Consider the following 12,278-nt stretch of genomic DNA (forward strand, 5'->3'; position numbering starts at 1 on the left):
CCGCGACGCAATGCAACATTCATCATGATTTCGTGATGCATGATATTGGGTACGAATTATATAAGTTCGCGGCACCGTGGCGACCGGCTTCCGGCGTTTGTCCAAGCGCCGCAACGGTTTGCGGTGGGTTGCAAGGTGCGTGCCGGGACGGGAAAGAAAAACCGCCGCGCTCCGGGTGGAGGGCGGCGGTTCGGGTTACCTGCAAGGCGGAAATGCTGGCGGCTTGCTCCCCCTCTCCCGCAAGTGAGAGAGGGGAGACAACCGTTGCGTCGGTCAGGCCAGCATCACCCCCCCGAAGCCGCGGCGGTCGTCGCAAAACGCCCGTCGCGGAAATCCGCCAGCGTCTGGTAGATCTGCTCCTGCGTGTTCATTACGAACGGGCCGTACTGGGCGATCGGCTCGCCCAGCGGCTGGCCGGCGATCAGCAGGAAGTGCGCATCGGACTGCGCGTTGACGATGACGCCGTCGGCGTTGGCAGCGTTGTCCAGCACGCCCATGCGCTGCGACTCGAGTTCCGCCTTTTCGCTGCCTTCACCGATCGACACCTCGCCGCGGTACACATAGACGAAAGCGTTGTGCCCGGCCGGCAGCGCCTGCCGAAACTGCTGGCCGGCGGGCAGGTGCACGTCAAGGTAGAGCGGCTGCGTCACCGGCCGCGTCACCGCGCCGGCCACGCCGTGCGAGGCGCCTGCCAGTACGCGCACCGTGCCGCCGTTGTCCAGCGCCACCGTCGGAATGGCGTCAGCGGGCATGTCGCGATACCACGGCGCGGTCATCTTGTCGGCAGCCGGCAGGTTCAGCCAGAGCTGGAAGCCTTCCATGCGGCCGTCTTCCTGCTCGGGCATTTCCGAGTGCACCACGCCGGCACCGGCCACCATCCACTGGGCGCCGCCGTTCTGCAGCAGGCCCTCGTTCCCGGCGCTGTCGCGGTGACGCATGCGGCCGGCCAGCATATAGGTGATGGTCTCGAAGCCGCGGTGCGGGTGGTCGGGGAAGCCGCCGATGTAGTCATCCTTGCTATCGGTGCCGAAGGCGTCGAGCATCAGGAACGGGTCCAGCCGGCGCTGCAGGTTCTGCGTCAGCACGCGCGTCAGCTTGACGCCGGCGCCGTCCGAGGTGGCAATGCCGCGCACGACACGATCGACGGCGCGCGAACGCTGCACGGATTCCTGTGCGGTGGCCGGAACGGTGGGGATAGGGGTGCGGGTTTCCATGATTCTTTCTCCAGTTGGCGGGCGGCGGGCGGGGCGTTGCTGTTGCCGTCATCCGGGCCGCATCGTGTTCAGCTACCCCACCAATGTAGAGGTTTGGTCGCGAAAGAGTAGAGGGCGGATAGGCAACAGATTGTTCTATCCGGATGCCCAATCCGCATAGATTCGAGCCGCTGGTATTAACGATCGCAACCGCGTTTTCGCCAAATACCCGAGGTCCTCGGGCAGCCTTGCGAAATGCTTGAAAAGCCGCTGCGAAAGGCTGCGAGACAGGCCGAAATGACAAGATCGATGAAGATGTGTATAATAGCGCTCTCTTTGTCTTCCGTTGCGGTGGATTGACTCGTCTGGCGCCCCCGCCAGGCCTTGTCTGGCAACGGCCAATGCATTCGGCGGCGCGTCGACTACCTCACTTTTTGCGCCGCCTTGGCCACCCGGCTTCTGGTCCTGCTTCTGGTCCATAACCACCCCGGGTGCGCCGCTTCAGGGACCCGCTGGCCCAAGGCCCGCGGCATCCCGTCAATCGGACTTCGCGCCCATGGTGTGGAAGCCCAAAAGCCCGTCCGCTGGCAATCGTGCCGGTCATGGCGGCAATGCAATCTGAACCGGGACGGCGGCGCCCCACTGTCACGACCGCCTTGCCCATTTTGTTTTCCGCGTGCGGAAAGTGGTGCTTTATCCGCTTTCGATTCGCGGGTAGGGGAACTATGCCAAAGCAATCCGTGCGGGTGTTCGCGTGGGGATGCCTGACCGTGCTGGCGCTGGGCGGAGTCGTTGCCTGGATCGGCCCCGAGGTCATCCGCCAGCATCAGGATCGCCTGCTTTACGACTTGGCCGACCACCTGCGGCTGGTCGCATTTTCGATGGCGCTCGCGCTGGCCACCGGCATTCCTGCCGGCATCGCGCTGAGCCGCCCGTGCATGCGCCGATGGGCGGACCGGCTGATGCAGGTCTTCAACGTTGGCAACACGGTGCCGTCGCTTGCGGTGCTTGCGCTCGCGCTCGCCGTGCTGGGCATCGGCGAGCGGCCCGCCATCCTCGCGCTATGGCTCGCGTCGCTGCTGCCCGTCGTGCGCAACACCTACGAAGGCCTGCGCACAGTTTCGCCGACGCTACTCGAAGCCGCGCGTGGCATCGGCATGACGCCGGGCCAGCGGCTGATGCGCGTGGAACTGCCGAACGCGCTGCCGGTGATGCTGGCGGGCATCCGCATCAGCCTGGTGATCAACGTGGGCACCGTGCCACTGTCGTTCCTGATCGGCGCCAACAGCCTGGGCGATCTGATCTTCCCGGGCATCTACCTGAACAACCAGTCGCTGCTGCTGCTGGGAGCCGCCGCCACCGCGCTGCTGGCGCTGGCGCTCGACGCGCTCTTTGCCGGCGCCGGCAATCTGTATCTGCGCCGGCGCGGCCTGGCGCGATGAACGGCGGCCGAAAGGAGAAACAAGAACCGATGGAACCGAAACGAGACCGCGAACGCCGCGCTTTCTGGGCCTTCATGGTGGTGGGCACCGTGCTAGCCGCCGTGCTGCTGGGCTCCGCGCCGGCCCGCGCGCAAGCGCCCGCCGCCGCGCCGGCAACCGATGCCGCGCCGGTGCGCGTGGGCGGCAAGAATTTCACCGAGCAACTGATCCTGTCGTCGATGACGTCGCAGTACCTGCGCGCCAAGGGCATCGGCACCGAACTGACCGCGGGCCTGGGCAGCACGCTGATGCGCCAGGCGCTGGAGAGCGGCCAGCTCGACGTGGTGTGGGACTACACCGGCACCGCCCTGATCGTCTTCAACAAGGTCGAGGAAAATCTCGACGCCAAAGAGAGCTATGCCCGCGTGAAGAAGCTGGATGCAGCGCGCGGCCTGGTGTGGCTGGAGCCGTCGGGCATCAACAATACCTATGCGCTGGCCATGCCGAAGGCCCGTGCGCAGGCGGCTGGCGTCACCACGCTGTCGGCCTATGCGGAGATGATGCGCAAGGGCGGCCAGGATGCACAGCATCCTTTTGCGGTCGACATGGAATTCGCAGCGCGCCCGGACGGCCTGGAACCGCTGAAAGCCAAGTACAAGCTGCCGTTCACGCGCCGTGACGTGATCCAGCTCGACCCGGGCCTGGTTTACACGGCGCTCAAGAACAACCAGGTCGACCTCGGCCTGGTGTACACGACCGACGGCCGCGTGAAGGGCTTCGAACTCGTGCTGCTCGAAGACGATCTGCATTTCTTCCCGGACTACAGCGCGGTGCCCGTGGTGCGGCAGGCCGCGCTGGACAAGCACCCCGAACTCGCCACGCTGCTCGACGCACTGGCGGCAAAGCTCGACAACGCGTCGATGACCGACATGAACTACCGGGTGGACATCGGCCAGCAGCCGGTGGACAAGGTGGCGGCAGAATTCCTGCGCAGCCATGGCCTGATCTGAGGAGGCGCGCATGGACTTGCTGCCCTACCTTCACCATAGCTGGCCGACGCTGCTGAAGCTCACCGCCGAACACCTGGCGCTGGTCGGCACGGCCGTGGGCATGGCGATCCTGATCGGCGTGCCGCTGGGCATCGCCATCACGCGTTTCCGCTGGCTGGCCACGCCGCTGCTGACGCTGGCGACGATCGTGCTGACGCTGCCGTCGATCGCGCTGTTCGGCCTGATGATCCCGATCTTCGCGCGCTTCGGGCACGCGCTCGGCTACGTGCCCGCCGTGACCGCGGTGTTCCTGTACTCGCTGCTGCCGATCATGCGCAACACCTATACCGCGCTGGCCAATATCGACCCCGGCATCCAGGAAGCCGGGCGCGGCATCGGCATGACGACGTGGCAGCGCATGCGCCGCGTCGACCTGCCGCTGGCCGTGCCGGTGATCCTGGGCGGCGTGCGCACGGCCGTGGTGATGAATATTGGCGTAGCGACCATTGCGGCCATCATCGGCGCGGGTGGCCTTGGGGTGCTGATCCTGCAGGCGATCAGCCAGAGCAATATGAGCAAGCTGGCCGTGGGCGCGGTCCTGGTCAGCGTGCTCGCCATCGTGGCGGATGCCTTCCTGCAATGGCTGCAGAAGGTGCTGACGCCGAAAGGAATCCGACTATGATCGAACTCGACCGACTGACCAAGGCCTTCCCGCAAAAAGACGGCACCGAAGTGCGGGCAGTGGATGCTGTCTCGCTGACGGTGCCGCGCGGGGAAATCTGCGTGTTCCTGGGGCCGTCCGGCTGCGGCAAGACCACCACGCTGAAGATGATCAACCGGCTGATCGAGCCGACCTCCGGCACCGTGCGCATCGATGGCGAGGACACCGTCGGCATCGACGGCGTGGCGCTGCGCCGCAAGATCGGCTACGTGATCCAGCAGATCGGCCTGTTCCCGAACATGACGATCGAAGAGAACATCATGGTGGTGCCGCGCATGCTGGGCTGGGACAAGCGCCGCTGCCACGAGCGCGCGCGCGAGCTGATGTCGATGGTGCAGCTCGATCCAAACCGCATGCTGTCGCGCTATCCGCGCGAACTGTCGGGCGGGCAGCAGCAGCGCATCGGCGTGATCCGCGCGCTCGCGGCCGACGCGCCGGTGCTGCTGATGGACGAGCCCTTCGGCGCGGTCGACCCGATCAACCGCGAAAGCATCCAGAACGAATTCCTGCAGATGCAGCGCCAGCTCGGCAAGACCGTGATCATGGTCTCGCACGATATCGACGAGGCCATCAAGCTGGCCAGCAAGGTGGCGGTGTTCCGGCGCGGCAAGCTGGTGCAGTTCGACCATCCGGATGCGCTGCTGGCGCACCCGGCGGATGAGTTCGTGCAGGCCTTTGTCGGCCATGACAACACGCTCAAGCGCCTGCTGCTCGTGAGCGCCGGCGATGCGGCGACGATGCCGCCGACCTGCCGGCCGGACATGGCGCTATCCGAAGCGTTTGGCGTGATGGACGACGCCGACGTGCGCCACTTGCCGGTGGTCGACGACGCGCAGCGCGCGCTGGGCTACGTCACGCGCCGCGATGCCCGCGCGGGCAACGGCCGCTGCAGCGACGCGATGCGTGCGTTCCCCGCCACGGCGACGTCCGACGAGCACCTTCGCATCCTGCTGTCGCGCATGTACCAGCACAACACGAGCTGGCTGCCGGTGGTGGATGCCGACGGCGCCTACCTTGGCGAAGTGACGCAGGATTCGATCGCGGGCTACCTCAGCTCGGGACGTTCGCGCGGGAGCGCGCCGGTCATCCAGTTGCCGACGGAACCGCTGCGCGCCGCGGCGTGAGGACAGCCGCGGTTAGCGCTATGCTGGCGCCATGGTCCGTTACTGCCGCTCCCCGCTCTGCCTGATGATCGAAACCCGCTGGCTGGTGCCGCGCGGGTTTGACGGCTTTACGCCGGGGCCGCTGATCCTGCTGCGGCCCGGCGCCAGCCACGCGCTGATCGAGCATGAGAAGGTGCATGTGCGCCAGTTCTGGCGCAGCTGGGGTTTGATGGGCGTGCTCTATCTGCTGAGCCGGCGCTGGCGGCTGCGCTACGAGGTCGAGGCCTATCGCGAGCAGTTGCGGCACAGCCCGCCGGGCGCAGCACGTGCGCTGGCGCGCGTGCTGGCCACCAAGTATCGGCTCAAGATCACGGAAGACGACGCGTACTGGCTGCTGACGGCGAGCGGATGAAGCTCAGGCTGCCACCGTAGCGGGTGCAGCCTGCCGCCGGAAGCTGAGCGTAAAGCGCGTCTTGCCACCCGCGGACTGCACGGCGATGGTGCCTCCATGCGCGGCCATGATCGCGCGCGTGATCGACAACCCCAGCCCCACGCTGTCCGAGTCCGGACGGACCCTTGATTTGTCGCCGCGCGAGAAGCGGTCGAAGATTACGGGCAGCAAGTCCGGGCGGATCTCCTGGCCGTCGTTCTCAACCGCAATCGTCACCCCGCCGGCATCGTTATCGATTTCCACCGCGATGCCGCCACCCGGCGGCGTATAGCGCAGGGCATTGGACAGCAGGTTGCTGAGCGCGCGGCGCAGCATCAGCCGGTCGCCGACGAAGTGCCCGTCGCCGCGCGTCGACAGGCGCACGCGCTTGTCTTCGGCCAGTGCGTCATAGAACTCGAACAAGGCATGGACTTCGACCGCCGCGTCGATCGGCTCGGCGCAGGGCAGGGTGAGGCCGTGTTCCATCTGGGCCAGGTACAGCATGTCCGACACCATGCGCGTCAGGCGCTGGAATTCTTCGGCATTCGATGCCAGCACATCGCGGTACTTCTCCACCGTGCGCGGTTGCGAGAGCACGACGTGCGTCTGCGTCATCAGGTTGGTCAGCGGCGTGCGCAGTTCATGCGCAAGGTCGGACGAGAATTCGGAGAGTCGCCCGAAGTCGCGCTGCAAGCGCTCCAGCATGGCGTTCAGCGTCGCCGCAAGATCAGCCATTTCCACTGGGACGGCTTCCACCGGCATGCGCGCGTCGAGCTTGTGCGCGGTCACGGCGCGTGCGCGCGTGGCCATGGTGCGCAGCGGCGCCAGCCCGCGCCGGGCGGCCCACCAGCCGAGCAGGCCGCTGGCCAGCGCGGCCAGCGCGATGTAGAAGACCAGCGAACGACGGAACGCGCGCATGAAGTGCGCATGGATTTCGGTGTCCATGCCGACCACGATGGTCAGCGGCGCCGGCCATCCGCCCGCAGCCGGCACGGTGGTGCGCAGGCCGCGGTAGTGCTTGCCATCCTGTTCCCAGGCAAAGCTGTCGCGCCCGGCCGGCAGGACCGAGGCGGTCCCAAGGGCGGCCTGGAAATCGAAGCCATGGCTCGTGTACAAGGTCTGGCCATCGGCCGCAGTGACGTGGGCGATGAACCCGGGATGGTGTTCCAGCGCCACGGCCAGCCGTTCGGGCACCGATGCGGAGGCATTCTCGGCGGCGATCCGCTCGATCAGCCGGACGTTGTCGCCGAGGCTCGCAAAATCCTCTTCCGCGAAATGCCGGTCCATGGCCGTCGCGATCAGGATGCCCAGGCCCAGCAGCACGCTGGCCGACGACAGGCAGAACAGCGCGGTCAGGCGCGTCGTCAGCGAGAAGCGCCGCGTCACGCCATGTCCTCCGGGTCTTCGAGCACGTAGCCCATGCCGCGCACGGTCTGGATCAGCTTGGTGCCGAAATCGTCGTCGATCTTGGCGCGCAGGCGGCGGATGGCCACGTCGATGACATTGCTGTCGCTGTCGAAGTTCATGTCCCACACCTGCGACGCGATCAGCGAGCGCGGCAGCACCTCGCCGCGCCGGCGCACCAGCAGTTCGAGCAGCGAGAACTCCTTGCTGGTCAGCACGATGCGGCGCCCGCCGCGCGATGCGCGCCGGCGCGCCAGGTCCAGCACCAGGTCGCCGACCTGCACGCGGTCCACGCTGACCTGCGCGCTGCCACGCCGCAGCAGCGTGCGCACGCGTGCCAGCAGCTCGGCAAAGGCAAACGGCTTGACCAGGTAGTCGTCCGCACCAAGCTCCAGCCCCTTGACGCGGTCGGCCACGCTGTCGCGGGCGGTCAGGAACAGCACCGGCACGTGGTTGTCGGCCGCGCGAAGTGTCTGCAGGATGCGCCAGCCATCCACGTCGGGCAGCATCACGTCGAGGATGATGAGGTCGTAGGCTTCGCTCATGGCCAGGTGGTGTCCGTCCAGCCCGTTGGCGGCCAGATCCACCACGAAGCCCGCCTCGGTCAGGCCTTGCCGGAGGTATTCACCGGTCTTGGCCTCGTCTTCCACTACCAGCAGTTTCATCAGCGCTTTCCTTGTTGCCCGCCGCGCACCGCACGCCGCTGGCGAACGGCGACTGTAGCCGAGGGCAATGAACATCAAGATGACGCCAAGATTACCGGATTGTAATTTCGGGGTCATGTGCACGTTCCCTGGCCTTGCGTATGCTTTGCCTGCCGCTGACAAGTGCGGCTATCGACTCTCCAAGGACTGATTTTCCATGCGACGCGATCCTTCCACTGGCCTGCTGCTGCCCAACCTGTCTCGCCGACGCTTTGTGCAGGGGCTCGCGGCCGGCGGCGTGGTGGCGGGCCTGCCCGTCTGGCAGGGGACGGCATCGGCGCAGCCGGCCGCGACGGCATTCGGCACGGCGCCGGTGTTGCGCGGCACCGAGTTCGATCTCGTCGTCGGCGAATCGGTGGTCAACTTTACCGGCAAGCCCGCCGTGGCCACCACCATCAACGGCATGCTGCCCGGCCCGACGCTGCGCTGGCGCGAGGGCGACACGGTCACCATCCGCGTGACCAACCGCCTGCGCGAAGCGACTTCGATCCACTGGCACGGCATCATCCTGCCGTACCAGATGGATGGCGTACCCGGCATCAGCTTCGACGGCATCGCCCCGGGCGAAACCTTCACCTACCGCTTCAAGGTGGCGCAAAGCGGCAGCTACTGGTACCACTCGCATTCGGGCTTCCAGGAAATGATCGGGCTGTATGGCGGCATCATCGTCGACCCGGCCGGCGAAGACCCGGTGCGCGCCGACCGCGATTACACGGTGCTGCTGTCGGACTGGACCGACGAGGATCCGATGCGCGTGCTGTCGAAGCTGAAGGTCCAGAGCGACTACTACAACTACAACCAGCCAACGGTGGTCGATTTTTTCCGCGACGTGTCGAACGATGGCCTCAAGGCCGCACTCGACAAGCGCCGCATGTGGAACCAGATGCGCATGAGCCCGACCGACCTCGCGGATCTGTCAGGCGCCACGCTGACCTACCTGACCAATGGCCTGACGCCAGCCGGTAACTGGACGGCGCAGTTCCGGCCCGGGGAGAAGGTGAGGCTGCGGTTGATCAACGGCGCGGGCAATACTTTCTTCGACGTGCGCATCCCCGGGCTGAAGCTGAAGGTAGTGCAGGTCGACGGCATCAACATCGAACCTGTGACGGTCGACGAATTCCGCTTCGGGCCCGGCGAAACGTGCGACGTCGTGGTCGAGCCGCGCGACGATGCCTACACCATCTTCGCCCAGTCGATGGACCGCACCGGCTATGCCAGGGGCACGCTGAGCGTGCGCGACGGCCTGCAGGCACCTGTGCCTGCGCCGGACAAGGCCGAGTGGCTGGCCATGGGCGACATGATGGGTGACATGGGCGGCATGCATGGCGGCGCGGAGCATGCCGGCATGCAACATGGCATGGACCACGGCCAGCACGCGATGCACGGCGCCGTTGCAGGCAATCCGCTCAAGGTCCCCGGCAAGACCGTGCACCACGCGCGCACCGAGTACGGCGCAGGCACCGACATGCGCGTCGACACGCCGCGCACGAATCTCGACGACCCCGGCATCGGCCTGCGCAATAACGGACGGCGGGTGCTGACGCTGGCCGATATGCACACGCTGGGCGGCCCGCCGGACCCGCGCGGGCCTGGGCGCGAGATCGAACTGCACCTGACCGGCAACATGGAGCGCTACACGTGGTCGTTCGACGGCGTCGAGTTCGGCAAATCGACACCGGTGCATTTCCGCCATGGCGAGCGCCTGCGCGTCATCCTCCACAACGACACCATGATGACCCACCCGATGCACATGCACGGCATGTGGAGTGACCTGGAGGCGCCGGACGGCACGTTCCAGGCGCGCCGTCACACGATCCCGGTGCAGCCGGCGCAGCGCATCAGCTTCCTGGTCACGGCGGACGCGCCTGGCCGCTGGGCATGGCATTGCCACCTGATGCTGCATATGGATGCGGGCATGTTCCGCGAAGTGGTGGTGTCGTGATGGAACGCTTCGCACGCAAGGCTGCCAGGTGCGCGCACGCCAGGAACATGCTTGCCGCGATCGTCGCGGCCGCGGGAATCGCGTCGGCGTGGGCACAGGACCCGCATGCCGGACATGCGCAACATCATTCGTCCAGCGATTCGGGGGGGGGCGCGCCCGCCGTGGAAGACGACGGCATGGAAGGCATGCAGGGCATGGATGAAGGCCCCGCGTCCGCGGCGCCGATGCCTCAGAACGCGCCTGCGATGGACCATGGCGACTTGAACATGCAGGGCGGAAGCGCGCCGCCCGACGCGCGCGACCCGCATGCATACTCGGGCGGCTATCAGCTTGGCGCGGGCCAGTACGCGCTGGGCAACACACGCCACCTTCACATGGCCGACGAGCACAGCTTTGGCTCGGTACTCGTCGACAGGCTGGAATGGGCGCATGCCAATGGTGCCAACGCCGCAAACTGGGAAGCGCAGGCGTGGTTCGGCGGCACGTATAACCGGCTTGTCATCAAGACAGAAGGCGAAGCCGCGGGTGGCAAGGTGCACGATGCGCGCACCGAACTGCTGTGGGGCCACGCCATCGCGCCCTACTGGGACACGCAGCTTGGCTGGCGCAATGACGTGGGCAGCGGACGTCCGGGGCGCAACTGGATGGCGTTCGGCGTGCAGGGCCTGGCACCGTACTGGTTCGAAGTCGATGCCACGGCCTACGTCGGCGACAGCGGGCGCACCGCGCTGCGCCTGGCGGCCGAGTACGAACTGCTGATCACGCAACGCCTGATCCTGCAGCCGCGCATCGAAGCCAGCCTGTACGGCAGGAACGATCCGGAAACCGGCACCGGCAGCGGCCTGTCGAACGGTACAGTGGGGCTGCGCCTGCGCTATGAGATCAACCGCCAGTTTGCGCCCTATATCGGCGTCGAGCGGTACCAGGCCTTCGGCAATACGTCGGACATGGTCCGGACCACCGGCGGCCGCAGCGGCGAGACCCGCTTCGTGGCTGGCGTGCGGGCCTGGTTCTGAGGCATGCTTGTGCAAGCCAGCCATCAAACCATCACACGAAGGTGCCCCCATGTTCGACATCCGTAGCCTTGCAAAGTCCTTGCTGGCCGTATCGGCGCTGCTCGCCGGCGGCCACGCTTTCGCGCATCCGCAACTGCTCGCGACCACGCCGGCCGACAATGCCGAGATCGCGGCGCCCGCGCGGATCGAACTGCGGTTCTCCGAGAGCCTGGTCGCGCGCGTGTCCGGCGCCAAGCTGCTCATGACCGGCATGCCCGGCATGGCGGACCATGCGCCGATGAGCGTGGCCACGCGCGTATCGGCCGGCGAGGATCCGAAGACGATGGTGATCACGCCCGCGAGCCCGCTTGTGCCCGGCACCTATCGCCTGGACTGGCGCGCCGTGGCGGCCGACACGCATCCGGTCAGCGGCAAGCTCACGTTCACCGTGAAATAGCCGATGGATGCTGACCGGGCCAACATCGTCCTGCGTTTTGTCCAGTATGCCGATCTGGCGCTGTTGTTCGGCGTGCCGCTTGCGTCGATGTGGCTGCTGCGTGGTGATGCGCAACCTGCCACTTGCCGGTGCCGCTTCACGACATTCTTGGCGGCGGCCGGCATCGTGTTTTCCGCCGCGGCCCTGCTGGTGACAGCCAGGATCATGATGGGCGCGGCGTCCTACCTTGCCATCGATGCCGGGACGCTGCGCATGATCGTGACCGAGACCGGCCTGGGCATGGCGTGGCAGGTGCGGATGCTGGCGCTGCTCGTCTGCGTGCTGGCAAGCATGGCGCCGTGTCATTGGCGGGCAACACGCATCCTCCTGCCAGTGGCCGCGGCGATCGCCCTGGCCACGCTCGCCTGGGGCGGGCATGGGGTGATGAGCGAAGGCCTGCGGGGCGGCATCCATCTGGCCGCCGATATCGTGCATCTGCTGGCCGCCGGCGCCTGGGTGGGCGCACTGGCGGTGTTTGTGTCGATGTCGTCGCCGAAGCGCACCGCCACGGCAGGCAGCGTGGCAGAACTGAGCCGCGCGGCAAGTGGATTTGCCCACGTCGGAGCCGGCATCGTCGCCTTGCTGGTGGTGACCGGCGTCGCCAACTACATCCTGATCGCCGGGCCTGGCCTGTCCGGCTTGCTATCCACCCGCTACGGCGGGCTCTTGCTGGCCAAGCTCGCGTTGTTCTGTGCCATGCTCGGGCTGGCGGCCGCCAATCGCTACCGCCTGGCGCCGCGGCTGGCGTACGACGTGCATCAGCGCGACGACCGCGCCGCCGTGCTTGCGCTGCGCCGCAGTTTGCGATGCGAGGCGGCGTGTGCCATGGCCGTGCTGGGTCTCGTGGCATGGTTTGGCACGCTGTCTCCCGGGCATTGAT

Annotated in this window: 12 protein-coding genes; 9 read left to right on the forward strand and 3 right to left on the reverse strand. The window is 66.8% G+C overall.

Annotated elements, in window-relative coordinates; genetic code table 11:
- Nucleotides 1-284: 284 nt before the first annotated feature.
- Nucleotides 285-1,214 (reverse strand): pirin family protein, encoded by a 930-nt coding sequence (locus AC3FKG_RS05915; RefSeq protein WP_483710800.1) that lies wholly within the window; start codon nt 1,212-1,214, stop codon nt 285-287.
- Between the two features lie 704 nt (nt 1,215-1,918).
- Between AC3FKG_RS05915 and AC3FKG_RS05920 the strand changes: the two genes are divergently transcribed.
- The 5 genes from AC3FKG_RS05920 to AC3FKG_RS05940 are packed head-to-tail and all read left to right on the forward strand — an operon-like array spanning nt 1,919 to nt 5,839.
- Nucleotides 1,919-2,635, forward strand: coding sequence for an ABC transporter permease (locus AC3FKG_RS05920; RefSeq protein WP_483710801.1), 717 nt, complete (start codon nt 1,919-1,921; stop codon nt 2,633-2,635).
- A 29-nt stretch (nt 2,636-2,664) separates the two neighbouring features.
- Complete coding sequence (locus AC3FKG_RS05925) at nt 2,665-3,624, forward strand: glycine betaine ABC transporter substrate-binding protein (RefSeq protein ID WP_488742665.1); 960 nt, start codon at nt 2,665-2,667, stop codon at nt 3,622-3,624.
- 10 nt (nt 3,625-3,634) lie between these two features.
- Complete coding sequence (locus AC3FKG_RS05930) at nt 3,635-4,285, forward strand: ABC transporter permease (RefSeq protein ID WP_488742666.1); 651 nt, start codon at nt 3,635-3,637, stop codon at nt 4,283-4,285.
- Nucleotides 4,282-5,448, forward strand: coding sequence for an osmoprotectant ABC transporter ATP-binding protein OsmV (locus AC3FKG_RS05935; RefSeq protein ID WP_483729918.1), 1,167 nt, complete (start codon nt 4,282-4,284; stop codon nt 5,446-5,448). Before AC3FKG_RS05930 ends, AC3FKG_RS05935 begins: the two co-directional genes overlap by 4 nt.
- A gap of 31 nt (nt 5,449-5,479) precedes the next feature.
- Nucleotides 5,480-5,839, forward strand: a complete 360-nt coding sequence (locus AC3FKG_RS05940; RefSeq protein ID WP_488742667.1) for a hypothetical protein — start codon at nt 5,480-5,482, stop codon at nt 5,837-5,839.
- Between the two features lie 3 nt (nt 5,840-5,842).
- On the opposite strand, the gene AC3FKG_RS05945 is transcribed toward AC3FKG_RS05940, so the two are convergent.
- Both AC3FKG_RS05945 and AC3FKG_RS05950 read right to left on the reverse strand, forming a co-directional pair.
- The gene (locus AC3FKG_RS05945) at nt 5,843-7,243 is read right to left on the reverse strand and encodes a heavy metal sensor histidine kinase (protein ID WP_488742668.1); all 1,401 of its coding nucleotides are present in this window, start codon (nt 7,241-7,243) and stop codon (nt 5,843-5,845) included.
- On the reverse strand, nt 7,240-7,926 hold the full coding sequence (locus AC3FKG_RS05950; RefSeq protein ID WP_483710807.1) for a heavy metal response regulator transcription factor: 687 nt from the start codon (nt 7,924-7,926) through the stop codon (nt 7,240-7,242). The genes AC3FKG_RS05945 and AC3FKG_RS05950 overlap by 4 nt, the downstream gene beginning before the upstream one ends.
- Before the next feature lie 196 nt (nt 7,927-8,122).
- Here AC3FKG_RS05950 and AC3FKG_RS05955 point away from each other — a divergent pair, with 196 nt between their 5' ends.
- Genes AC3FKG_RS05955 through copD form a run of 4 tightly spaced genes read left to right on the forward strand, consistent with a single transcriptional unit; the run spans nt 8,123 to nt 12,277 of the window.
- Nucleotides 8,123-9,907: a copper resistance system multicopper oxidase gene (locus tag AC3FKG_RS05955; RefSeq protein WP_483710808.1), complete on the forward strand. Its 1,785-nt coding sequence runs from the start codon at nt 8,123-8,125 to the stop codon at nt 9,905-9,907.
- Nucleotides 9,907-10,923 carry a copper resistance protein B gene (locus AC3FKG_RS05960; RefSeq protein ID WP_488742669.1) on the forward strand — a complete coding sequence of 339 codons (1,017 nt, stop codon included), beginning with the start codon at nt 9,907-9,909 and terminating at the stop codon, nt 10,921-10,923. The genes AC3FKG_RS05955 and AC3FKG_RS05960 overlap by 1 nt, the downstream gene beginning before the upstream one ends.
- A 49-nt stretch (nt 10,924-10,972) precedes the next feature.
- Nucleotides 10,973-11,359, forward strand: coding sequence for a copper homeostasis periplasmic binding protein CopC (gene copC, locus AC3FKG_RS05965; RefSeq protein ID WP_483710810.1), 387 nt, complete (start codon nt 10,973-10,975; stop codon nt 11,357-11,359).
- Between the two features lie 3 nt (nt 11,360-11,362).
- Entirely contained in the window at nt 11,363-12,277 is a 915-nt protein-coding gene (copD, locus tag AC3FKG_RS05970; protein WP_488742670.1) for a copper homeostasis membrane protein CopD, read from the forward strand.
- The last annotated feature ends 1 nt before the right edge of the window (nt 12,278 follow it).

The sequence above is a fragment of the Cupriavidus sp. 22TCCZM04-2 genome (genome assembly GCF_057798895.1).

Bases quoted from the DNA above. Each gene is read 5' to 3' on its own strand.
- AC3FKG_RS05925 (WP_488742665.1), top strand. From the start codon at position 2,665: ATGGAACCGAAACGAGACCGCGAACGCCGCGCTTTCTGGGCCTTCATG.
- AC3FKG_RS05935 (WP_483729918.1), top strand. From the start codon at position 4,282: ATGATCGAACTCGACCGACTGACCAAGGCCTTCCCGCAAAAAGACGGC.
- AC3FKG_RS05960 (WP_488742669.1), top strand. From the start codon at position 9,907: ATGGAACGCTTCGCACGCAAGGCTGCCAGGTGCGCGCACGCCAGGAAC.
- AC3FKG_RS05950 (WP_483710807.1), bottom strand. From the start codon at position 7,926: ATGAAACTGCTGGTAGTGGAAGACGAGGCCAAGACCGGTGAATACCTC.
- AC3FKG_RS05915 (WP_483710800.1), bottom strand. From the start codon at position 1,214: ATGGAAACCCGCACCCCTATCCCCACCGTTCCGGCCACCGCACAGGAA.
- AC3FKG_RS05920 (WP_483710801.1), top strand. From the start codon at position 1,919: ATGCCAAAGCAATCCGTGCGGGTGTTCGCGTGGGGATGCCTGACCGTG.
- copC (WP_483710810.1), top strand. From the start codon at position 10,973: ATGTTCGACATCCGTAGCCTTGCAAAGTCCTTGCTGGCCGTATCGGCG.
- AC3FKG_RS05940 (WP_488742667.1), top strand. From the start codon at position 5,480: ATGGTCCGTTACTGCCGCTCCCCGCTCTGCCTGATGATCGAAACCCGC.
- copD (WP_488742670.1), top strand. From the start codon at position 11,363: ATGGATGCTGACCGGGCCAACATCGTCCTGCGTTTTGTCCAGTATGCC.
- AC3FKG_RS05955 (WP_483710808.1), top strand. From the start codon at position 8,123: ATGCGACGCGATCCTTCCACTGGCCTGCTGCTGCCCAACCTGTCTCGC.
- AC3FKG_RS05930 (WP_488742666.1), top strand. From the start codon at position 3,635: ATGGACTTGCTGCCCTACCTTCACCATAGCTGGCCGACGCTGCTGAAG.